The organism is Nocardia concava NBRC 100430 (assembly GCF_000308815.1).
Lineage (GTDB): Bacteria > Actinomycetota > Actinomycetes > Mycobacteriales > Mycobacteriaceae > Nocardia > Nocardia concava.
Genome location: NZ_BAFX01000133.1, coordinates 123,445 through 144,973, shown reverse-complemented (window position 1 = coordinate 144,973; position 21,529 = coordinate 123,445). Strand labels below are relative to the sequence as shown.

At 67.1% G+C, this 21,529-nt stretch carries 20 protein-coding genes; 12 read left to right on the top strand and 8 right to left on the bottom strand.

Annotated elements, in window-relative coordinates; genetic code table 11:
* Positions 1 to 27: 27 nt before the first annotated feature.
* Together ON43_RS31460 and fadD32 are read left to right on the top strand one after the other, a co-directional pair.
* Complete coding sequence (locus ON43_RS31460) at positions 28 to 1,272, top strand: KasA/KasB family beta-ketoacyl-ACP synthase (RefSeq protein ID WP_040813338.1); 1,245 nt, start codon at positions 28 to 30, stop codon at positions 1,270 to 1,272.
* Positions 1,273 to 1,439: 167 nt separating this feature from the next.
* On the top strand, positions 1,440 to 3,320 hold the full coding sequence (gene fadD32, locus ON43_RS31455; RefSeq protein ID WP_040813275.1) for a long-chain-fatty-acid--AMP ligase FadD32: 1,881 nt from the start codon (positions 1,440 to 1,442) through the stop codon (positions 3,318 to 3,320).
* A 116-nt stretch (positions 3,321 to 3,436) separates the two neighbouring features.
* Here the strand turns inward: fadD32 and ON43_RS31450 are convergent, their stop codons facing one another.
* Entirely contained in the window at positions 3,437 to 4,045 is a 609-nt protein-coding gene (locus tag ON43_RS31450; RefSeq protein WP_040813274.1) for an NADPH-dependent F420 reductase, read from the bottom strand.
* Between the two features lie 37 nt (positions 4,046 to 4,082).
* A complete protein-coding gene (locus ON43_RS31445) occupies positions 4,083 to 4,661 on the bottom strand; it encodes an NADPH-dependent FMN reductase (protein ID WP_245568833.1) in 579 nt (192 codons plus the stop codon).
* 226 nt (positions 4,662 to 4,887) lie between these two features.
* On the opposite strand from ON43_RS31445, the gene ON43_RS31440 reads away from it, so the two are divergent.
* A complete protein-coding gene (locus ON43_RS31440) occupies positions 4,888 to 6,042 on the top strand; it encodes a lipase family protein (protein ID WP_083913862.1) in 1,155 nt (384 codons plus the stop codon).
* 44 nt (positions 6,043 to 6,086) lie between these two features.
* Here ON43_RS31440 and ON43_RS31435 read toward each other — a convergent pair whose 3' ends face one another.
* Both ON43_RS31435 and ON43_RS44435 read right to left on the bottom strand, forming a co-directional pair.
* Positions 6,087 to 7,256: a YeiH family protein gene (locus tag ON43_RS31435; RefSeq protein WP_083913861.1), complete on the bottom strand. Its 1,170-nt coding sequence runs from the start codon at positions 7,254 to 7,256 to the stop codon at positions 6,087 to 6,089.
* 4 nt (positions 7,257 to 7,260) lie between these two features.
* Complete coding sequence (locus ON43_RS44435) at positions 7,261 to 7,416, bottom strand: hypothetical protein (protein ID WP_157514254.1); 156 nt, start codon at positions 7,414 to 7,416, stop codon at positions 7,261 to 7,263.
* Between the two features lie 207 nt (positions 7,417 to 7,623).
* Here ON43_RS44435 and ON43_RS31430 point away from each other — a divergent pair, with 207 nt between their 5' ends.
* Positions 7,624 to 9,348, top strand: coding sequence for a GMC family oxidoreductase N-terminal domain-containing protein (locus ON43_RS31430; RefSeq protein ID WP_040813273.1), 1,725 nt, complete (start codon positions 7,624 to 7,626; stop codon positions 9,346 to 9,348).
* On the opposite strand, the gene ON43_RS31425 is transcribed toward ON43_RS31430, so the two are convergent.
* A complete protein-coding gene (locus tag ON43_RS31425) occupies positions 9,349 to 10,326 on the bottom strand; it encodes an NAD(P)H-dependent flavin oxidoreductase (protein WP_040813330.1) in 978 nt (325 codons plus the stop codon). It lies immediately after the preceding gene.
* Positions 10,327 to 10,384: 58 nt separating this feature from the next.
* The gene (locus ON43_RS31420) at positions 10,385 to 11,638 is read right to left on the bottom strand and encodes an oxygenase MpaB family protein (RefSeq protein WP_040813272.1); all 1,254 of its coding nucleotides are present in this window, start codon (positions 11,636 to 11,638) and stop codon (positions 10,385 to 10,387) included.
* Positions 11,639 to 11,743: 105 nt separating this feature from the next.
* Here ON43_RS31420 and ON43_RS31415 point away from each other — a divergent pair, with 105 nt between their 5' ends.
* A complete protein-coding gene (locus ON43_RS31415; RefSeq protein ID WP_040813271.1) occupies positions 11,744 to 12,391 on the top strand; it encodes a TetR/AcrR family transcriptional regulator in 648 nt (215 codons plus the stop codon).
* Positions 12,392 to 12,394: 3 nt separating this feature from the next.
* Here ON43_RS31415 and ON43_RS31410 read toward each other — a convergent pair whose 3' ends face one another.
* Positions 12,395 to 14,194: an alkyl/aryl-sulfatase gene (locus ON43_RS31410; protein ID WP_040813329.1), complete on the bottom strand. Its 1,800-nt coding sequence runs from the start codon at positions 14,192 to 14,194 to the stop codon at positions 12,395 to 12,397.
* Positions 14,195 to 14,317: 123 nt separating this feature from the next.
* Between ON43_RS31410 and ON43_RS31405 the strand changes: the two genes are divergently transcribed.
* Positions 14,318 to 14,857 carry a TetR/AcrR family transcriptional regulator gene (locus ON43_RS31405; protein WP_040813270.1) on the top strand — a complete coding sequence of 180 codons (540 nt, stop codon included), beginning with the start codon at positions 14,318 to 14,320 and terminating at the stop codon, positions 14,855 to 14,857.
* Here the strand turns inward: ON43_RS31405 and ON43_RS31400 are convergent.
* Positions 14,847 to 15,551 carry a TetR/AcrR family transcriptional regulator gene (locus ON43_RS31400; RefSeq protein WP_040813269.1) on the bottom strand — a complete coding sequence of 235 codons (705 nt, stop codon included), beginning with the start codon at positions 15,549 to 15,551 and terminating at the stop codon, positions 14,847 to 14,849. The two genes, ON43_RS31405 and ON43_RS31400, sit on opposite strands and share 11 nt — an antisense overlap.
* Positions 15,552 to 15,676: 125 nt before the next feature.
* Here ON43_RS31400 and ON43_RS31395 point away from each other — a divergent pair, with 125 nt between their 5' ends.
* From ON43_RS31395 to ON43_RS31370, 6 genes are read left to right on the top strand one after another with little or no spacing between them, the layout of a single operon-like run.
* Positions 15,677 to 16,537 carry a metal-dependent hydrolase gene (locus tag ON43_RS31395; RefSeq protein WP_040813327.1) on the top strand — a complete coding sequence of 287 codons (861 nt, stop codon included), beginning with the start codon at positions 15,677 to 15,679 and terminating at the stop codon, positions 16,535 to 16,537.
* A 31-nt stretch (positions 16,538 to 16,568) separates the two neighbouring features.
* On the top strand, positions 16,569 to 17,450 hold the full coding sequence (locus ON43_RS31390; protein ID WP_051179495.1) for a metal-dependent hydrolase: 882 nt from the start codon (positions 16,569 to 16,571) through the stop codon (positions 17,448 to 17,450).
* Positions 17,451 to 17,469: 19 nt separating this feature from the next.
* On the top strand, positions 17,470 to 19,038 hold the full coding sequence (locus tag ON43_RS31385; protein WP_040813268.1) for a flavin-containing monooxygenase: 1,569 nt from the start codon (positions 17,470 to 17,472) through the stop codon (positions 19,036 to 19,038).
* Positions 19,035 to 19,931: an SDR family NAD(P)-dependent oxidoreductase gene (locus ON43_RS31380; RefSeq protein WP_040813267.1), complete on the top strand. Its 897-nt coding sequence runs from the start codon at positions 19,035 to 19,037 to the stop codon at positions 19,929 to 19,931. Before ON43_RS31385 ends, ON43_RS31380 begins: the two co-directional genes overlap by 4 nt.
* Complete coding sequence (locus tag ON43_RS31375) at positions 19,928 to 20,977, top strand: ferredoxin--NADP reductase (protein ID WP_040813266.1); 1,050 nt, start codon at positions 19,928 to 19,930, stop codon at positions 20,975 to 20,977. The genes ON43_RS31380 and ON43_RS31375 overlap by 4 nt, the downstream gene beginning before the upstream one ends.
* A 36-nt stretch (positions 20,978 to 21,013) precedes the next feature.
* Entirely contained in the window at positions 21,014 to 21,478 is a 465-nt protein-coding gene (locus ON43_RS31370; protein ID WP_040813265.1) for a cupin domain-containing protein, read from the top strand.
* Positions 21,479 to 21,529 lie beyond the last annotated feature (51 nt).

Here is a 21,529-nt window from a genome sequence, read left to right as displayed (position 1 = left end):
GCCGGAGCATTGCTACGGAGAGTGAACATGCAGACGCCCAACCGCCGAAACTTCCCTAGTGTCGTGGTCACATCGCTTGCGGCGACCACCTCGATCGCCGGTGATGTCGACTCGACCTGGAAGGGACTACTCAACGGGGAGAGCGGGATCGACGTGCTCGAGGACAGCTTCCTCGACGACTTCGGGCTGCCCGTGCGCATCGGCGGTCACCTCAAGGTGTCGCCGACCGATCAGCTCACCAAGCCCGAGGCCCGCCGCCTGTCCTACGTCGAGCAGATGGCGCTGGTGCTGGGCCGCGAGGTGTGGGCCAACGCGGGCAATCCGGAGGTGGACAAGGACCGGCTCGGGGTCTCCATCGGAACCGGACTGGGCGGTGCGGAAGTCCTGATGTCCGCCCGCGACAAACTCGTCAACGGCGGCTACCGCAAGGTGCCGCCGATGGCCGTGCAGGCCATCATGCCCAATGGCGCGGCGGCCTGCGTGAGTGTGGAACTGGGCGCGAGGGCCGGTGTGTCGACGCCTGTTTCGGCCTGTTCGTCCGGTGCGGAGGCGATCGCCAATGCCTGGCGCATGGTCGTCATGGGCGATGCCGACATGGTGGTCACCGGTGGCGTGGAGGGTTCCATCCAGGCGCTGCCGATCGCGGGCTTCTCGATGATGCGCGCCATGAGCACCCGCAACCACGATCCCAAGGGCGCCTCCCGCCCGTTCGACATGGACCGCGACGGCTTCGTTTTCGGTGAGGCCGGGGCGCTCATGGTCATCGAGACCGAGGAGCACGCCAAGGCGCGCGGCGCGAAGATCCACGCGCGAATCATGGGCGCGGGCATCACCTCCGACGGTTTCCACCTGGTCGCCCCCGACCCCGAGGGCACCGGCGCGGCCCGGGCCATGGCCCGGGCCATGGAGTACGCCGGATTGTCCAAATCCGATGTCACGCATATCAATGCGCACGCCACCGCCACGCCGATCGGCGACACCGCGGAGGCGAACGCCATCAAGCAAGCCGTCGGCAATCATGCCGCGGTGTACGCGCCGAAGTCCGCCCTCGGACATTCCATCGGCGCGGTCGGTGCGCTGGAGTCGGTCCTGACCGTGCTCAGCGTGCGGGACGGAATCATCCCGCCCACACTGAATTTGGAGAACCAGGACCCGGAGATCGACCTCGACGTGGTACATGGCCAGGCGCGATCCGGCCAGTACGACTACGCCCTGAACGACTCCTTCGGCTTCGGCGGGCACAATGTGGCCATCGCCTTCGGCCGCTACTGACACCCACCAGGGTCGGTGCGGTTACCGCATTCGGCCCGTAACGAGTGACGCGGGATTGCGGCACCTGCTAGAGTTCCCCAGCCCCCAGCTACATTCGGGCTTTCGGTGTCGATCTTTGTTCGGTGTCACTACACAGTCCTCGACTGTGAGTTGAAAAAGGATAGGGAATGATCGGCGGAACCTTCGAAGACGTTCTGGACGAGCACGGCAACATCAAACTCCCCGAGAACCAGACCATGGTCGACCTCGTCGACCGGCACGCCGAGGTCAACGGGGACGAGCTCGCATACCGCTATATCGACTATTCGCGCGAACACGACGGCGAGTACCACGACATCACGTGGAACCGCTTCGGCGTCCGGCTGCGTGCGGTGGCGGCCCGGCTGCAGCAGGTGACGCAGCCGGGTGATCGCGTGGCGATTCTGGCGCCGCAGGGACTCGACTACATCGTGGCCATGTACGCCGCGGTGTACGCGGGCAATATCGCGGTGCCCCTGTTCGATCCGGACGAGCAGGGCCACACCGACCGGTTGCACGCGGTGCTCGAGGACTGCGGTCCCGCGGCCATCCTGACCGTCGGCTCGGCGGCCGCCGGGGTGCGCGAGCTCTTCAAACACCTGTCCGCGCCGCAGCGGCCGCGCATCATCGCGGTCGAGGCGATTCCGGACAATGTGGGCGAGAGCTGGATTCGTCCCAAGATCGAGATGGACGATGTGGCCTACCTGCAGTACACCTCGGGTTCCACCCGGACGCCGGCCGGTGTCGAGATCACGCACCGGGCGGTCGGTACCAACCTGCTGCAGATGATCGATGCCATCGGCATCACCGAGAAGGCCCGCGGCGTCACCTGGCTGCCGCTGTTCCACGACATGGGCCTGCTCACGGTCATCCTGCCGACCATCGGCGGCAAGTACATCACCATCATGTCGCCCAGCTCCTTCGTGCGCCGGCCCTACCGCTGGATCAAGGAACTGGCCGCCCAGGAGGACGGCGCCGAGATCTTCGCCGCCGCACCGAATTTCGCCTACGAGCACGCGGCCGCGCGTGGATTGCCCAAGCCCGGTGAGGAATTGGACCTGTCCAATGTCATCGGTCTGATCAATGGCAGCGAGCCGGTGTCGGTGACCTCGATGAAGAAGTTCAACGACGCCTTCGCCCCCTACGGCCTGCCCAAGACCGCCATCAAGCCCTGCTACGGCATGGCCGAGGCCACGCTGTTCGTCTCCGCCACCAAGCGCGAGGACGAGGCCCGCACCGTCTGGGTGGATCGCAATCGCCTCAATGCCGGGCGCATGGTCGAGGTCGACGAACATGCGGAAAACGCTGTGGCCCAGGTGTCCTGCGGCTATGTGGCGCTGTCGCAGTGGGCGGTGATCGTGGATCCGCAGACCGGCGCGGAGAAGCCGGAGGGCGAGGTCGGCGAGATCTGGTTGCACGGGGCGAATATCGGCCGCGGGTACTGGGGCCGTCCGGAGGAGACCGAGGCGACCTTCCACGCCAAGCTCACCTCCCGGCAGCCCGAGAGCCGTGCGGAAGGTACCGAGCCCGACGCGAATTGGATGCGCACCGGTGACTACGGCACGTACTACGACGGCGAACTGTTCATTACCGGCCGCGTCAAGGATCTGGTCATCGTGGACGGCCGCAACCACTACCCGCAGGATCTGGAGTACTCCGCCCAGGAGTCCAGCACCGCCCTGCGCCCGGGTTTCGTGGCGGCGTTCTCCGTCTCCGGCGACCAGATCCCGGTCGACATCGGCGCCGCCAATGGCGCGGATCCGGCCGGTGCCGCCGAGCAATTGGTGATAGTGGCCGAACGCGGCACGGGCGCGGCCAAACTCGACCCCGAACCCATCACCGAAACGGTTCGGGCGGCCATCGCCAAGCGCCACGGCGTAACGGTCCGGGATCTCCTCCTGGTCCCCGCCGGCTCCATCCCCCGCACCTCCAGCGGCAAGATCGCCCGCCGCGCCTGCAAGGCGGCCTACCTCGAAGGCACCCTCCGCGGCGGCCACCGCCAGCAAGCCTTCCCCGACGTCTCCGACTGATCGGCGGGGAGAAGCCCTCGTCATACCCTCGTCATCCCGGCATGTTTTTGGCCGGGATCCACACCCTCGCGGCTGTGGATTCCGGCCAAAAGCGCGCCGGAATGACAGGCTCGTCGTCAGGGTGCGATGAGCGGGATGCTGAGGTGGCGTAGTGCACCATTGGGTTCGAGGATGACGCTGTCCTCGATGTTGCCGATGATGATGGGGACGAAGCCGGTGGTTTTGATCAGCTCGGCGACTCGGCACAGTGCGGCGGGGTGATCGCCCGCGATCGGGGCGACGATTCGACCCAATGACGTCAGCGGGCCGGACCGGTACATCGGTGTGGTGAAGGCGTTGAAGGCCTTGACCAGCTGGGTCTTCGGCACCAGGTCCGCGACCACGGCGCTGGTCGGCCGTCCATCGGTGGCGAGCAGGGTGACCGTGCCGTCCGCCTCGCGGACGTACGGATTGGCCGGGTCGATCCAGATCTTGCCGTCCAGATCCGGCAATTCCTTTGCCAGGGCTTCCAATTGGAGCCACTGCACCGCGCCGATGAGGATGGTCGAGGAACCGGCCACCAGGTCGACGTCGCCCGGGTAGGTGTGGCGCAGTCCGCGCTCGGACACGGTGGCCGCGAGTTCGTCGAGGTGGCGGCTGGCGATGTGCACGGTGTGCCCGGCGCGGTCGAACAAACCCGCCAGGCTCAGCCCGAAATGACCGGCTCCGAAGATTCCCACGTCCATGCCCGCACACTCCTGTGTCCGGAGGGGTGTTCTGCCTTCAACCAACTCGATTATTCAGGTTGACCGAGGTGAGGGGCTCGGCGGGGCGGGTGACGTGCTCGGCGAGGGCGCGGGCGGCGGCGTTCAGGCGGGTGCGCGCGTCCGGATTCGAGACCAGGCCGTCGGGTCCGATATCGCTCTGCAGCACGGTGATCCGGTCGCACGCGGCCTCCACGATCTCGGCTCCGGCGTAGCCGACGACGGTGCGCAGGGTGGCGACGGCGGCCTCGCCGCGGCCCTCGTAGGCGACGTTCACGTAGGCGACCGGTTTATCGCTGAGATCGGCATTGCCGATGGTCCATTCCAGCAGGTTCTTGAGGCTGCCGGGGATCATGCCCGCGTACTCGGGGGTGCAGAACAGCACCGCGTCGGCCGCGGCGAGTTGCCGGTGCAGGGCCTCGACCGCGGGCGGTTCGGGTTCGGTGCCCGGGATGAAGGGCGGCAGGTCGAGCAGCCCGTCGTACCAGCTGGTCTCGAAGTCGGATCCCGCGTTGGTCTCGATGGTGCGCAGGGCGGCGGTATTGGTCGAGGCGGCGCGGGTGCTGCCGGAGATCAGCAGGATGCGGGGGATGGTCACAAGTGCGGCAACGTGGCTGGGCGCGGGAGTATTTCGCCGCCGGGTGGCGGTTGTCACTACATGAGGCCGTCCCACCGAGTGGGAGTACTTGTGACAAGAGGTGTCACTCTTTCACATTTTGGGTATGGTTTCGATCAGGCGGGACTGTCCGGGACAGTGTTAACGCTCGGAACCGCTTGCGCGACAACTGCATAACGCATGTTTTGTGTGAGAAGGGCAGGCAACGATGACTGCGAACACCAATCGCTTCGACGAGGCGGCGGTAGGTGCCGGACATCCCGGCGCGTTCGGACCCGGTCGGCTGCTGGCCGCCGAACCGATGACCGCGCGCATGCTGCCCGGTCTGAAACTGCCCGCCCGCGCCTGGCGCATCAGCTACACCACGACCACCGCCAAGGGAGATCCGACGCAGGTCACCGGCACCGTGCTGGTGCCGAACACGCCGTGGCGCGGACCCGGATCGCGGCCGCTGGTCGGGTATGCCGTCGGCACCCAGGGATTGGCCAATACCGTCGCGGCCGCGTCCTGGCAGCTGCGCTACGGCATCGAATACGAATCGGTGTTCCTGCGTGCCGCGCTGCGGCGCGGCTGGGCGCTCGCCATCACCGACTATCCGGGGCTGGGCAGCCCGGGCCTGCATCCGTACGTGATGGGCCGCGCGCTCGGCCCGGCCGTGCTGGACAGCATGCGCGCCGCGCGACGCCTGCCCGAGGCGGAGCTCGATCCGGATGGGCCGCTGGGCATCTACGGCTACTCCGAGGGCGGCAATGCCGCGGGCTGGGCCCTGCAGCTGCAGCCCACCTACGCTCCGGACCTGCCGCTGGAGGGCGGCGCGGTCGGCTCGGCCCCGGCCGATCTGGTCGACATGGTGAAGTTCCTGGACGACACCCCGTACGCCGTGCTGCTCTTCTACGGTGTGCTCGGCATCGAGGCGGCGTATCCGGAACTGAATGTGCTGCAACACCTCAACCCGCAGGGCCGGGTCCTGGCCGCGCTGGCGCGTCGCACCCATGCCGGGGTCGCGGCGGTGGTCGGGATCGGCGCGGGCCTGGTGGTGCCCACCAAGGTCTCGACCTACACCTACCGTCCGCCGTTCGAGGTGCCGGAGGTCAAGGCCCGCCTGCTGGAGAACCGGCTGGGCGGAATCGCGCCCGCCGCACCGGTTCTGGTGGCCGGCGGCACCAGTGAGCAGATCATTCCCTATCCGCAGGCGGTGCGGCTGGCCGAGGACTGGAAGGCGCTGGGCGCGGACGTCACCATGCACACCATGCAGGGCCGCGAACACATCGGTGGCGCACTGGCTTTCGCGGGACCGGGCATGCGGTTCCTGGCCGAACGCTTCGCCGAGGCTCGCCCGCTGGAACTCGAGCGCGGGGCCTGACCCCCGTCATCCCGGCCAAGAAGCGCGCCGGGATGACGAGCAGGTCAGCCCGCGACGCCCCAGTGCAGGACGCGCGAGGTGAACAGCACCAGGACCAGCGATACGACCGCCACCGAGACCAGGCCGACCACCGCCACCACGAGCGGACGCCAACCCGTGCGGGCCAATTCGCGGATGTTCGTGTTGAGCCCGACCCCGGCGAAGGTGAGCAGGAACGCCCAGCGCGAGACATTCGCCAGGTTGGTGGTCTGCTGCTTGCTCAGCCAGTGGAAGGTCGCCACGGCGGACACGGCCAGGAAGCCCAGCACGAACTTCGGGAACTTGGACCAGACGAAGGCCGCCTTGGCGCGCAGGCCGGGCGCGATGGCGTCGGCCTGACCGCGGGACGCCCAGTAGGCCGCGAAACCCAGAACCACGAAGCCGATCAAGGCATTACGCGTGGACTTCACCAGCACCGCGGTCTTGCCCGCCGTATCGGAGAACAGGTAGCCGGTGGCCGTCGTCTCGGCCGTATTGTCGACGGCCAGACCGGCCCACAGCCCGAACTCGTGATCGCTCAGTCCGATGGCGTGGCCCAGCGGCGGGAGAGCGAACAATGCGACCGCACCGAGCGCCAGGATCGCGGCAATCGCATAGGAGACATCGGAATTGCGGGCCCGGATCGCGCCCTTGCCCGCGATGATGGCCGACACACCGCAGATGGAGGTGCCGATGGCCAGCAGCGAGCCGAGCTTGCCGGACAGGCCGAGCCAGCGCGCTACGGCCAGGATGATCGCGCCCGACACCGTCATGTCCACCAGGATCTGCAGGAAGCTGGTGCCACCGAGTTTCGCGACATCGCCGAGCACGAAGCGCGAGCCGAGCGCCACGATGCCGACCTTGAGCCAGAACTCGTAGGTGCCCACGCCGGGACGGAAGATCCGGTGCAGGCCAATGGTATTGGTGATGAGCAGGCCGATGAGGATGGCCCACAGCACGTATTCGATGTCCGGGACGGTCCAGTGGTTGTGCTTGGCGGTGGTGTTCCACCAGGTCTGCGCGTACTTGCCGAGCACGCCGACCGCGATGAGCAGCAGAATGCCGGGGACGTAGCTCAGCAGGCGGGTGAGGGTCAGGGGTCCGGCGGGTTCGTCGAAAGCCTCGGTGTCGCCAATGGTTTCAGCGGCGGCGGCGGAGGTCTTGGTCAGGTCGGGGGTGGCGGTGGCATCACTCATGGCGTCACCACGGAATCTTCGGCAGGGCGTTGAGCACGGCGAGCACGACCACGACGCCGGATACGATCACGGACCACCAGTCGGCGCCGAGACGCCCGAGGACGTCCGGCAGGGACGGTCGTGCGCCGGATGTCTCCGGTGCGGGTTGGGGACTGGTCACCAGGGCCTCCAGGTAGAGAAAACGCAGTACAGCAGGCCTGCACTATGGCCGCACCGGAGGTTTTCGGACACCGTTGGAATCGGGTTGATTCCAGTTAGCGGTGGGCATTCCGAGGGGGCATGCGCCCGCGCCGGGATGGCCGAATCTGTCGATTTAATGGCCGCCGGTCTGTCATGGATGGATAACCGCTGGTCGTAGCTTCGGAGCATGCGATTCGACTACGACGTCCTCGTCATCGGCTCCGGCTTCGGCGGCAGCGTCAGCGCGCTGCGGTTGACCGAGAAGGGGTACCGCGTAGGCGTACTGGAGGCCGGACGGCGGTTCGAGGATCACGAGTTCGCCGAGAACTCGTGGCGCGTGCGCCGGTATCTCTGGGCTCCGGCGCTGGGCTGCTTCGGAATTCAGCGGCTGACGCTGTTGAAGGACACCTTCATCATGGCGGGCGCGGGCGTCGGCGGCGGATCGCTGGTCTACGCCAACACCCTCTACGAGCCGCCGGAGAAGTTCTACGCCGACCGGCAGTGGGGGCACATCACCGACTGGAAGGACGAGCTGGCAGCGCACTACGACCAGGCCAAGCGGATGCTGGGCGTGACGGTGAATCCCGCGACCACGCCGGCCGATCGGGTGCTGCTGGAAGTGGCCGAGGAGATGGGGATTTCGGATACCTATCGGCGCACGCCAGTCGGCGTGTTCTTCGGCGGTCCGGGGCGGCGGCCGGGCGAGAATGTGCCGGACCCGTTCTTCGGCGGGGCCGGACCGGATCGGCGCACCTGCACGCACTGCGGCGAATGCATGACCGGGTGCCGTCACAATGCCAAGAACACGCTCGTCAAGAACTACCTTTATCTGGCCGAAAAGGCCGGGGCCACAGTGCATCCGCTGACCACTGTCACCGATGTGCGGCCGCTCTCGGGCGGCGGTTTCGCGGTCTCCACCACCCGCACCGGTCGCTGGGTGCGCAAGCAGCGGCACGAATTCACCGCGGAGCAGGTGATTTTCGCGGCGGCCTCGCTCGGCACCCAGAAGCTGCTGCACCGGCTGCGCGACCGCGGCTCGCTGCCGAACATCTCGCCCCGGCTCGGCTACCTCTCGCGCACGAATTCCGAAGAGCTGCTGGCGGTCCGGAGTCGCAGGCGCGACAGCGATTACACCAAGGGCGTGGCCATCACCTCGTCCATTCATCCCGACCCCGACACCCACATCGAGCCGGTGCGCTACGGCAAGGGCAGCAATGCCATGTCGCCCATGACCACCGCCATGGTCAGCGGCGACGGCCCGCGCTGGCGCGGCTGGCTGCGCGCCCTCGCCCACCACCGCCGCGACCTGATCCGCATCCACAACCCCCGCCACTGGTCCGAACAGACCGTCGGCCTGCTGGTCATGCAATCGGTCGACAACTCCATCACGACCTACACCAAACGCGGCCTCTTCGGCCGCACCATGACCACCAAACAGGGTGAGGGCCAACCCAATCCCGACTGGATCCCCGCCGGCCACGAGGTCGCCCGCCGCATTGCCGAAAAGATCGACGGCGTCCCCACCGCCGCCACCAGCAGCAGCATCTTCAACATCCCCATGACCGGCCACTTCATCGGCGGCTGCGTCATCGGCGACACCCCCGCCACCGGCGTCGTCGACCCCTACCACCGCCTCTACGGCCACCCCGGCCTCCACATCATCGACGGCTCCACCATCTCCGCCAACCTGGGCGTCAACCCCTCCCTCACCATCACCGCCCAGGCCGAACGCGCAATCTCCCTGTGGCCCAACAAGGGCGACGCCGACGCCCGTCCCGCCCTGGGTTCCACCTACCAACGCATAGCCCCGATCGCACCCCGCAGCCCGGCCGTGCCCCCATCAGCCCCGGCCGCACTGCGTCTCCCGATCGTGGGCATCAACGACCCTCGCCCCGAACCGGCGGGTGCGTAGCTACAGGCTGAGCAGGCGGGCCTTGGCTTCGGCGTATTCGCGGGTGAGGCGGTCTACGACGGCGGCGGCCGGGACCACCGCGTCGATCGCGCCGATGCCCTGGCCGGAACCCCAGATGTCCTTCCAGGGTTTCGCGCCGGGGGTGGCGGGGTCGGATTCGCCGGTGCCGAAATCCATTGCGGAGGGGTCGGATTGGGCCAGGTTGTCGGGATCCATGCCGGCGGCGGTGATGCTGCCGCGCAGGTAGTTGCCGTGGACGCCGGTGAAGAGGTTGGAGTAGACGATGTCGGCGGCGGCGGAGTCGACGATCATCTGCTTGTAGGCGGGGACGGCATTGGCCTCGTCGGTGGCGATGAAGGCCGAGCCGATGTAGGCCAGGTCCGCGCCCGCCGCCTGGGCGGCCAGGATGGAGCGGCCGTGGGCGATGGAACCCGACAGCAGCAGCGGGCCGTCGAACCAGGCGCGGATCTCCTGCACCAGGGCGAACGGGGACTGCGGTCCGGCGTGGCCGCCCGCGCCCGCCGCGACCGCGATCAGGCCGTCCGCGCCGCGCTCGACGGCCTTGTGCGCGAACACGTCATTGATGATGTCGTGCAACACGATTCCGCCGTAGGAGTGCACGGCCTCGTTCACGTCCGGGCGCGCGCCCAGCGAGGTGATGACGATCGGCACCTTGTGCTCGACGACCGTGGCCAGGTCTTCTTCCAGCCGGTCATTGCTCTTGTGCACGATCAGGTTCACCGCGTAGGGCGCGGCGGGCTGCTCGGGATTGTCGGCGTCGTGCTTGGCCAACTCCTCCTCGATCCGCACCAGCCACTCCTTGAACTGCGCCTGCGGGCGCGCGTTCAGCGACGGGAACGAGCCCACGATCCCGGCCTTGCACTGGGCGATCACCAGCTCGGGCCGGGACACGATGAACATGGGTGATGCGACCGCGGGCAGGCGCAGACGCTCGGACAGGACAGGCGGCACAGTCATCGACGCGATTTCCTTCATCGAGGGTGGTTCTCCAGGAACGTTACTCATGCGTAGGAAATCACGCCGCGCGGGTTTCGGCCAGCCGATCATGGCGGGCGTAGCTGCGGTCGGGCTTGTTCGCACGGATGATCCGGGCGTGCATCCGCTCGGTGATGCGGCGGCCCAGGGTCTCGTTCAGCCGGGTTGCGCCGGGGATGATGCGGCGCGGCACCTCCAGCGCGCCGTTGACGGCGGCGGTGGCGAGCACGGCCGCCAGGAAGATCGGGTTGTTGGGCAATCCCAGGAAGTCGGCGTTGCTCTTGCCCACCATGATTCGGCCGTACGACGCCGCGTAGAGCGTGTATGCGCGGCCGAGCATTCGGGACCGCAGATCCCCGTCATCGAACCCGTAGATCGAGGCGAGCGCGGAGACCAGCGCCTTGGACAGGGTCCGAGAATCCTCGTCCGGCAGGAACTCGTAGTCCGCCTGCAGCCAGAGCAGCCGCCAGGTGTCGGTCTCGTCGGCGGGCACTATCTCGGGATCCAGGCCGATCAGCTGCCCGACGTAGCGCCACAGGTGATAGACGGCCGCTTTCTCCTTGCGGGAGAACGTGAGTCCGACCGCATTGCATCCGGCGATGGTGGCCAGCGAGAACAGCATGAGGGTGCCCGCGGTCAGGGACTGGTTGATCGGGTGATCCCAATTCTGGTAATCCCAGTCCGGCCGCCGATTCATACCCGCCCGGACCTGGGCGTGCATGATGCGTACCCGCACGGTGTTCTTGAAGCCGGGCGCGAAGCGTTCCAGGCCCCCACGCGCGGTCACGTCCATCCACCAGCCCACGGTTTCGGCGACCCGGCGCGGGGCCATGTTCTCCGCCGACAGACCCCCGGTGCCGATCAGCACCTTGCCCGCCCGGGACGCCAGGTAACCGCCATTGAGCGAGAACATCGCCAGGGCCAGGTTCGTGGCCCAGGGGCCGACCCGTCCGCTGACCCGGGCCGCGCGCTCCAGCTTGTCCCGATCGAGCCAGAAGGGCAACGAATCGAGCTGCGCGAAAAGGGCTTTCAGCTCGACGGGCGCGTCCGGCACCGCGTCGATGCCGTGCTCGAGGGCCGTCTCGAACATGGCCCGGCCCTGTCCGGTGGGCAGCCGCCGGAACATCTCGACCACGGCGTCGGCCAGCGGATCGCCCATCTTGGTGAACCTGCGGTAGGCCGCCTGCTGTTCAGGGGTCGGGCGAATGTCCCCGGGGCCGATGAGCCGGACCCCGACATTGAAGGGGAACTCCCGGAAGATCACCGGGTCGGGCAGGTGCTCGGTACGCGCCATTGCGTGCCTCCTGAGTGCGTTCACTCTTCTGGTGAAGGACGTCACCAGAACTTTGGTGATAGTCTTCACCAAACCTTGCGGCATGGCAACAGACAGGGCGGGTTCGTGGAAACATCTCGTGGCCGATACGCCGGACTCAGCGCCGATGAGCGCCGCGATCAGCGGCGGGACCGGCTGCGCGAGGCCGCCCTCGAGCTTATCGCCGAGGAGGGCGTCGGGGGATTGAAGGTGCGCGCGCTGTGCGTCCGCGCCGGACTCAACGATCGCTACTTCTACGAGGCCTACAGCCACACCGACCGACTGCTGTACGAACTGGTCGACGAGCAGCTGGCCGAGGTCGTCGCCGCCGTCATGGCGCCCATCGCCACCGAGCCCGCCGACGCTCGAATCCGCCTGCGGGCGGTGGTCGAAGCCGGTGTCGCGGCCATCGCCGACCACCCGGCCCGCAAGCGCCTGACCATCGACATGCAGACCACCGACGACTTGCGCCACCGCAGAACCGAACTCGTCACCCTGGTGGCCCGGGTCATGCTGGACCAGGGCCGCGAACTGCTCGGCGAGGACGCCGTGCGCGGCATCCACGCCGAACTCGCCGCCCGCACGCTCGCCCACGGCGGCCTCGAGATCCTCACCGAATGGCTGCGCGGCGAGCTGGACATCGATCGTGCCCAGCTCGTCGACTTCCTGGTCGCCATGATCCTGACCGGCTCGCAGATCACCGAGACGGTCCGGAAGGAGATGGTGGCTTCCTGACCGTCAGGGGGTGACGATCGCGAAATTCGGGTCGGCCTGGTCGAGCAGCCCGGTGAGGCGCTGCCAGACTCCGGTGTCGCCCTTGGTCTGCGTGCCGTCGAACGAGCCGGTGGACATCAGTTGCAGCAGGCCGAGTTTGGTCAGCGTGACGTCGAGGTCGGCGTCGCGTTTGCGGGTGGCGGGGTGGTGGATGAGCGCGCCATTGCTCAGCTCCATGTGGTAGTTCTCGCCGCTGTCGGTGAAATGCCAAGCGATGCTGAACTTTTCCGCCCAGGCCTGGGGCCCGGCGATATTCAGCGACAGGGTGTCGAAGAGCTGGGTGATGCTCATGGCCAGGGCCACCGACTGATTGGCGGAGAGCTGGACCGGGGAGATGCCCTGGATCAATTCCTGTGCGCCGGTGAGGAAGCAGTTGCGCCAGGTGGCGTTCTCGGAGCCTAAGCCGAGCCGTTCGAATACGTCCGCCAGGGCTTGCTTGGCCCCCGCGTGGTTCGGATCCGCGAACACCGCGTGGCTGCCGAGTTCGGCGGCGAATCGCAGATCGCCCTGGTCCGCGAACTCCTTCACCTTGGCGACGGTCGCGTCGACGCCGCCGAGCAGGGCCACGTAGCGGGTGGCCTGCGCCTGCGGCGGATGCATCCACAGGTGTGCCGGATTGGCGTCGTACCAGCCGAGATACCGCTGGTAGACGGCCTTCACATTGTGGCTGAGCGAGCCGTAGTAGCCGCGGTTGTTCCACCGGGCCGCCAGCTCCGGCGCGAGCCCGAAGTCCTCGGCGATCTCACTGCCGATCTCGCCCTGATTCATTCGCCGGACGGTCTGGTCGTGCAGGTAGGCGTACGTATCGCGTTGTTGGATAAGGAATTCGAGGATATTGTCCCGGCCCCAGGTGGGCCAGTGGTGCGAGGCGAAGACGACATCGGTGTCGTCGATGAACATCTCGATCGCCTCGGCGATGTAGCGCGACCACATCCGCGCGTCGCGCACCTGAGCGCCGCGTAGGGTCAGGATGTTGTGCAGCGTGTGGCAGGCGTTCTCGGCCATGCACAGCGCATTGCGGTCGGGGAGCAGGAAATTCATCTCGGCCGGGGCCTCGGTGCCGGGCGTCATCTGGAAGATGAACCGCACCCCGTCGATCTCCTCCTCCTGGCCCGTCTCGGTGATGTCGAGAGTCGGTGCCAGCAAACCGAATTCGCCCGCGGAGGCGACCGGCCCGAGGCCCATGCCGACCAGGCCGCGCGCGTTGCGGGGCAGGTTGGCGCCCGAGTAGTACATGCCGCGCCGCAGCATGGCGGTGCCCGCGTAGACGTTCTCCGACACCGCGTGCTCCATGAAGTGCTCGGGCGCGATGATCGGCACGGTCGTGTCCTGATCGACCACGCCCAGCACGCCGCCGAAGTGGTCGGCATGCGGATGGGTGTAGATCACCGCGGTCACGGCCCTGTCGCCGCGCTCGGCCCGGTACAGCCCCAGCGCGGCCGCCGCGGTCTCGGCGCTCACCAGCGGGTCGACCACGATCACGCCGCTGTCGGACTCGATCAGCGTCATATTCGAAATATCCAGGCCGCGAACCTGATAGACGCCCTCGCACACCTGGTACAGCCCCTGCATCGCGGTGAGTCGCGACTGCCGCCACAGACTCGACGGCACAGTCTCCGCGCCCTCGCCCTTCAGGAAGTCGAAGGAGTCCGCGTCGTAGGCCACGCCGCCGCTCCTGCCGGGAATCACGCCCGGTTCGAGGCGGGCGATGAAGCCGCGCTCGGAGTTGTCGAAGTCGGTGCGATCCACGGGTGCTGCAGTCATGACCACCTCTGATCTTCACAGGGATTGGCTAACTTTCAGCAATTCTAGATCCGGGTCCGCTTCTCTGGACGAATCCCGCCTCACATCTCAGGATGAGAACTGATCTTCCGGTGAGGAGTGGATATGGTCGAGCAGCGCGTGGACTGGCTGGCGGGTGGGGTGCGGCGGTCGGTGGCGTCGGAGCGGATTGTGGGGATCGCGACCGAGTTGTTCCAGACGCGGGGGTTCGATCGGGTGGGGATGGATGAGGTGGCGAGTGCCGCGGGGTGTTCCCGAGCGACGCTATATCGGCACTTTCCCGGCAAGGCCGCGCTGTTCGACGCGGTGATGGCGAAGTCGGCGGTGCGGGTGGCCGAGCGGGTGACGGCCGGGGTGCGGCGCTACGAGGGGTCGCGGCGGATCGTGGAGGCGATTCTGGCGTCGGTGGCGGCGGTGCGCTCGGATCCGGTGCTGGCCAAGGGATTCGCGGGGACGCGGGCGGGCGGCAGCGATGTGGCGTTCGCGAGTTCGCCGGAGCTGGGGCGGATCGCCACGCTCATCACCGGGATCGCGCCGGATGACGAAGCGGCGCAATGGATCGTGCGCATGGTGCTGTCGCTGCTGACCTGGCCGCTGGGCGATGCCGCCAGCGAAAGGCGGATGGTGGAGCGGTTCATTCGCTGAGTTCGTGGACCGGCATCAGCGGCGCGGCGGGATCCAGGGTGAGGCCGCGGGATTCTGCGGTGGATGAGAGCGCGCCCCAGGCGAAGGCGGTCAGCTCCTCGGTGAGTTCCCTGGCGGTGATGACCGGTTCGTTGAGCCAGCGCAGCACGCCCAGGCCGATCGCGCCGAGCATGGCGTCGACCGCGAACTGGGTGTGGTCGCCGTTCGCGCCGCGCAGCCGCAGCACCCCGGAGAAGAAGTCGGCGACTGTATCGGACAGTGGACGGCCATCGTCGATCAGGCGGGCCGCGCCGAAGGCCGCCACCACGTGTGAGCTGACGATGAAGCGAAACAGATTGGGGCGCTCGGCGACCAGGTCGATATAGGCGGACAGGGCGGTGCGCAGGGCCTCGCGCACCGGTCCGGTGGGGTCCAGGTGCGGGGTCACGCGTTCGACGATGAGTTCCTGCACGCGCCCGCTCACCGCGGCCAGCAGTTCCACCTTGTCGCCGAAGAAGCGATACAGCTTGGGACGCGGTATACCAGCGGTTTTCACCACATCGTCGATGGACAGATCGGGCCCGTGGGCGTCGATGGCGCGGATGGTGGCCTCGATGAGTTCGGCCCGGACCGAGGTGCGGTGCGTGTGCCAGCGGTCGTAGCGGGCATCACCCTTCCGCTCGCCCGGGCGGTCGCGATTCGGGTGGGAGGCCATGGGGCAGATTGTAATTCGATTCGTTAGGGCGCACCCCCTTGTGTGGTGTCTGGGACAATCCTACACTGGGCATCACATCGAACACGTAGTACTAGGTACTTTGTGTTGCACCAAGGATGGTCCAGATGGCGAATACCCTTCCGGCGCAGGCCTATCCCAAGGCCCGTCGCATCAAGTTCCGATTCGATCAACGCGCTTCGAACGACAAGTACTTCGTCGAAAACGACATGGTCTACAGCCATTTCGTGGCCGGCATGTCCGGCGGCTTCCCGGCCGGCGAGGAATCCTTCATCCGCTCGGTCCGGCGCGTGGCCGACCGGGTCACCGATCCGGTGCTCAAGAAGCGGGTGACCGGCTTCGTCGGGCAGGAGGCCATGCACGGCCACGAGCACCGCAGACTCAATGAAAAGCTCGTGGAACTCGGCTATCCCATTCAATGGCTGGATTCGGAGAAGGCCAAGGAACGGGCGTTGTGGCTCGAGCAGCGGCTCTCACCCGAGGTGCATCTGGCCATGACCGCGGCGGCCGAGCACTACACCGCGGTGCTGGCGCAGCGGGTGCTGGCCAGCGACGAGATCCAGAGCATCCCGGGCGATCCCGAGGTGTGGAATCTGCTGAATTGGCATGCGCTGGAAGAACTCGAGCACAAGTCGGTGGCCTTCGACGTCTTCCGCGCCGTCGGCGGCAGTGAGCGCACCCGCATCGGGGTCATGCTCGCCATGTACTCGCTCACACTGCCGCTGACCTATCTGAGTCTGGCGCTGGCCGTCGGGCGGGACGAGAACGCGCGGCGGCAGCCGGTGCGGGTGGCGCGCGAGGCATACCGGCTGTTCACCGGGCCGGTCTTCCGCGGCCTCATGCCGGAGCTGGGCAAGTATCTGCGCCCCGGCTTCCATCCCGACGATATCGACACCTCGGCGCTGCTGTCCCGTTGGCAGCAGGAGCTTTTCGGCAAAGACGGTCAGCTCGTCGACCACCTGAAGTAACCACAATTCCATCGCTAGAAAGGACCGACCAATGGCGATCGGTCGGCAGGAAACCACGTCCCCCATGCCCTATCCGAAGGTGCGGCGCATGCGATTCCGGTTCGGCGAGCCCGAGCCCATGGCGCATCACTTCGTGCAGGGCGATATCCCACTCACCCATCTGATCGCCGTGCTCTCCGCGGCCTTCCCGCCGGGCGAGGAATCCTTCATCCGCTCGGTGCGCAAATTCTCCGGTGAGATCACCGATCCCGTCCTCAAGAAGCGGGTGGCCGGATTCATCGGTCAGGAGGCGGTGCACGGGCAGCAGCATCGGCGGCTCAACGAGCAGCTCATCGAGATGGGCTTCCCGATCGTCCGCATCTTCACCTTCGACCCCGGCGCGGTGCGCGAGAAGGGCGTGATCGCGGTCGAGAACGCGGTGCCGCGGCAGGTGCACCTGGCGGTGACCGCGGCGGCCGAGCATTACACGGCCACGCTCGCCAAACGGGTGCTGGGCACCCGGGAGATTCAGGACATCCCCGGCGACGCCGAGGTGTGGAACCTGTTGAACTGGCACGCATTCGAGGAACTCGAGCACAAGTCCGTGGCCTTCGATGTCTTCCGGAATGCCGGAGGGGCCGAGGTGGTGCGGATCGGCGTGATGGCGGGGATGTACGTCTTCACCATCCCGGTGGTGTCGCTCGGCGTGTTGGCCTCCATCCTGAGCGACCCGCGCAGCTGGCGGCCCTTGAAGGTGGTGCGGCAATCGATCCGGCTGTATCGCGGCCCGATCGTGAAGGGCCTGCTCAAGGAGATGCGGCCCTACATGCGGCCGGGCTTCCACCCCGACGACATCGACACCAACGCGCTGCTCGAGCAGTGGCGGCGGGAGCTGTTCGGGGCGGACGGCGAACTGCTGGATCGCATCGGCTGAGCCGGAAGGACTTTCAGCAATGGGAACAGACGGTGGCAGTGGTGTGCCCACTGATGCCCGCCCCGACCACGAGGTCATCGTGGTCGGGGCCGGGTTCGGGGGAATCGGCACCGGTATCGCACTGCAGCGCAAAGGTATTCACGACTTCGTGATCGTGGACAAGTGGGATCGGGTGGGCGGCACCTGGCATGCCAACACCTATCCCGGGGTGGCGGTGGACATTCCGTCGTTCATCTACAGCTTCTCCTATGAGCAGCGCGGTGACTGGTCGCGGGTCTTCGCGCCCGGCACCGAACTGCGCGAGTATGCCGAGAGCATGGTCGACAAGTACGGGCTGCGGGACCGGCTGCGGCTGAACACCACCATCGTGGCCGCCGAGTTCGATGAACGGAACAGCCTGTGGCGCTTGACCACCGACGGCGGACAGTGCTTCACCGCGCGGTATGTGGTGCTGGCCATCGGCGGGCTGGAGCGGCCCAAGATGCCGGATATCGAGGGGATCGACGACTTCGGCGGGATCCTGATGCATACGGCGCTGTGGGATCACGATGTGTCGCTGGCCGGGAAGCGGGTGGCCGTGATCGGGACGGGAGCTACTGCGCTGCAGTTGATTCCGGCCATCGTGGACGAGACCGAGCATCTGACCGTGTTCCAGCGGACACCGATCTGGGTGTTTCCCAAGAACGACGCCGAGGTCGGATGGCTCGGGCGTCAGGTCCTGGGGAACAAGCGGATCAGGTCGGCGCTGCGGCTGGTCGGCAATGCCGGCACCGAACTCGCCATGAGCGGCATGGTGGTCGGACCGAGCTGGCTCACCGATACCGGGCGGCGGCTCGCCGAGGTGCCGATCCGCCGGTGGATGCGCTCCCAGGTCAACGATCCGGAGCTGCGGGAAAAGCTCATGCCCCGTTACGGATTGGGCTGCAAGCGGCCGTCCATGTCCAACGACTACCTGAAGACGTTCAACCGCTCCGACGTCAGCCTGGTCACCGATTCCATCGCACGGATCACCGAACACGGCGTGGTCACCGTCGACGGCACCGAGCACGAGATCGATGTGCTCATCTGCGCCACCGGATTCAAGCTGTGGGACAAGGGCTCGGTGCCGCCGTTCCCGGTGTACGGACGCGGCGGCAAGGACCTCGAGAAGTTCTGGGACGAGCACCGCTACCAGTCCTACCAGGGCGTTTCGGTGCCCGGCTTCCCGAACGCCTTCACCATCACCGGGCCCTACGGGTTCGTGCTGGGCTCCTATATCTGGATGATCGAGGCCACCTCGGCGCATCTGGCGCGGGTCATCGCGGAATCGAAGGCGCGCGGCGCCACCGAGGCCGAGATCCGGCAGGAGGTGCACGACGAGTACTTCCGGCGCTGCCTGCGGCGGCAGGAGAAGAACTTCCTGTTCACCCCGGTCTGCGACGGCTCCAACACCTACTACATCGACAATCACGGCGATTCGCCGTTCCGCCCGTCCACGCACGGCGAGATGTATTGGCAGAACCGCCATTTCGATCTCGACGTGTACCGCTACACCATCGGAGCTCCGGTGGCGTCGGAGCCGGTCGCGCTCTCCGAGGAGGCCTCGTGAAAATCAACGGTATCGATCCGCGGCTGGTCGTGGTCACCGGTGCGGGCAGCGGCATCGGGCGAGCGACGGCACTTCGGTTCGCGCGCATGGGATCTCAGGTCATCGTCTCCGATATCGACAAGGATGCGGCGCTGTCCACGGTGGCCATCATCCAGTCGAAGGGGCAGCGGGCGGTCGCCATGCAGCTCGATGTGACCGATCCGCACGCCTGGGCGGCCTTCGCCCGCGACGTGCACGCCGATCACGGGGTGCCGGACGTGCTGGTCAACAATGCCGGAATCCTGGTCAGCGGCGCGTTCCTGGATCTCGAGCCCGAGGACTGGGAGCAGCAGCTGGGCGTGAATCTGCTCGGGGTCGTGTACGGGTGCCGGGCGTTCGGGCGGCTCATGATCGACGAGGGCAAGCGCGGGCACATCGTGAACATCGCGTCCGCGGCGGCGTTCACGCCGACGCCGGTCATGTCGGCGTACTCGGTGTCCAAGGCCGGGGTGAAGATGCTCACCGAATGCCTGCGGTTGGAGCTCGCGCCCAAAGGCGTTGGGGTGAGCGCGATCTGCCCGGGGGTTATCAACACCAATATCGCTCAGCACGCCATCGCGGTCGGTGTCGATCCGGCCCTGCTCGCTCGTGGGCAGCAGATCGCCACCCAGCTCCAGGAGCTGGCCGAGCGGCTGCCGTTCTCGCCATTGAGCCCTGATCTGGTGGCGCGCGCGGTGGTTCGCTCCATCCGCTACGACCTGGCCGTCGTGCCGGTTCGGGCGGAGGCGTGGCTCGGCTACTTCATGCTGCGGATCGCGCCCGGGGTGAATCGCCGGATCACGCAACCGCTTTCGATGGAGCGGATCCAGTCGCTCGGTGAGCTGGTGCTGGGCAGGGGAGGGGGTACCCGGTGAATGCTCGCGCCCACGAACTCAAGGTGCGCGAAGTAATCAGCGAGACCGCCGACACGGTCTCGCTGATCTTCGATATCCCCACCGATCTGACCGGTCGTTTCACCTACTCGCCGGGGCAGTACCTGACCCTGCGGGTGCCCAGCGACCGGACCGGTTCCGTGGCCCGGTGCTATTCGCTGTCGTCGAGTCCGCACTGCGATGAACGGCCCACCGTCACCGTCAAGCGGACGCCCGGCGGGTATGGCTCGAACTGGTTGTGCGACAACGTCTCCGCGGGGGACATCCTCACCGTTCTGGAGCCCGCCGGGAACTTCACCCCGCGTACTTGGAGCAATGACCTCCTGCTCTGCGCGGCCGGGAGCGGCATCACTCCGATCATGTCGATCCTCAAATCGGCGCTGGCCCTGGGGCGTAGGAATATCGCGCTGCTCTATGCCAACCGCGATCGTCCGTCCGTCATCTTCGCCACCGAGCTCGAGCAGTTGCTGCGTCGTCATCCGCGCCGCCTGACCGTGACGCATTGGCTGGAATCCGAGCGCGGGCTTCCGACCCCGCGTGCCATCTCGAGCTGGGCTCGGCCCTATCGGCGGCATGACGTATACCTCTGCGGCCCAGCAGGATTCGCCTCGACGATCAAACTGGGCCTGAACCAGCTCCGCATCCCCGACCGGTCCATCCACCAGGAGCAATACCGCTCCCTGACCGACAACCCCTTCGAACACCACGCCCCGACCGCGGCCGAACCCCCGGCCGACACCCCCACCGCCGACACCGCGACCGTCCGAGTCGACATCGACGGCGAAACCCACACCCTGCCCTGGCCTCGAACCAGGAAGCTCCTCGACGTCCTCCTCGACCACGGCATCGACGCCCCCTACGTCTGCCGCGAATCCGCCTGCGCCACCTGCGTATGCACCGTCAAACACGGCCGCACCCGCATGCTCCAGAACGAATCGCTGATCGAGGAGGAACTCGCTCAAGGCCTGACCCTCGCCTGCCAAACCCTCCCCGAATCCGACGACCTCCACATCGCCTTCGACCAATAGACGAATAAAACGGGCCGTGGTCCGGTTGTGATTGCTATGACAAAGCCTTTCATCGTCAACGAACGCGATGTCGAAGCGGTCCAGCTCCCCGGTGACGGCGCCTTCTGGCTGCTCGAGGACAGCCAGAACTCCGACGGCCTGTTCGGCGCGAACCGCCTGGCGCTCCCCGCCGGTGCGGACGGCACCCGCCCCCACCATCACACCCGCTCCACCGAGATCTTCTACATCCTCGGCGGCACAATGGAATTCCTTGTCGACGGCGAACTCCACCGCGTCGACAAGGGCGGCCTGGTAGTCGTCCCGCCCGGCGTCACCCACGCCTTCGGCGCGTCCTCGGAGGCTCCGGCGGAATTCTTCGCGGTCCTCACCCCCGGCATCCCGCGGTTCGAGTACTTCCGCCAACTCGGCCGAATCGCCCGCGGCGAAGCGGACTGGGACAGCATGGACGACCTCCACGACCAGTTCGACGTCCACTTCGACGGCGGGCCGACCTGGCGCTGATCCACCCCGTCCGCGAGGCCGGCGGCGGAGGATGGAGGTGTCAGCCCTTCG

Coding starts and splice junctions, on each gene's coding strand:
- ON43_RS31460 (WP_040813338.1), top strand. CDS start 28: ATGCAGACGCCCAACCGCCGAAACTTCCCTAGTGTCGTGGTCACATCG.
- fadD32 (WP_040813275.1), top strand. CDS start 1,440: ATGATCGGCGGAACCTTCGAAGACGTTCTGGACGAGCACGGCAACATC.
- ON43_RS31450 (WP_040813274.1), bottom strand. CDS start 4,045: ATGGACGTGGGAATCTTCGGAGCCGGTCATTTCGGGCTGAGCCTGGCG.
- ON43_RS31440 (WP_083913862.1), top strand. CDS start 4,888: ATGACTGCGAACACCAATCGCTTCGACGAGGCGGCGGTAGGTGCCGGA.
- ON43_RS31435 (WP_083913861.1), bottom strand. CDS start 7,256: ATGAGTGATGCCACCGCCACCCCCGACCTGACCAAGACCTCCGCCGCC.
- ON43_RS31430 (WP_040813273.1), top strand. CDS start 7,624: ATGCGATTCGACTACGACGTCCTCGTCATCGGCTCCGGCTTCGGCGGC.
- ON43_RS31425 (WP_040813330.1), bottom strand. CDS start 10,326: ATGACTGTGCCGCCTGTCCTGTCCGAGCGTCTGCGCCTGCCCGCGGTC.
- ON43_RS31420 (WP_040813272.1), bottom strand. CDS start 11,638: ATGGCGCGTACCGAGCACCTGCCCGACCCGGTGATCTTCCGGGAGTTC.
- ON43_RS31410 (WP_040813329.1), bottom strand. CDS start 14,194: ATGACTGCAGCACCCGTGGATCGCACCGACTTCGACAACTCCGAGCGC.
- ON43_RS31405 (WP_040813270.1), top strand. CDS start 14,318: ATGGTCGAGCAGCGCGTGGACTGGCTGGCGGGTGGGGTGCGGCGGTCG.
- ON43_RS31400 (WP_040813269.1), bottom strand. CDS start 15,551: ATGGCCTCCCACCCGAATCGCGACCGCCCGGGCGAGCGGAAGGGTGAT.
- ON43_RS31395 (WP_040813327.1), top strand. CDS start 15,677: ATGGCGAATACCCTTCCGGCGCAGGCCTATCCCAAGGCCCGTCGCATC.
- ON43_RS31390 (WP_051179495.1), top strand. CDS start 16,569: ATGGCGATCGGTCGGCAGGAAACCACGTCCCCCATGCCCTATCCGAAG.
- ON43_RS31385 (WP_040813268.1), top strand. CDS start 17,470: ATGGGAACAGACGGTGGCAGTGGTGTGCCCACTGATGCCCGCCCCGAC.
- ON43_RS31370 (WP_040813265.1), top strand. CDS start 21,014: ATGACAAAGCCTTTCATCGTCAACGAACGCGATGTCGAAGCGGTCCAG.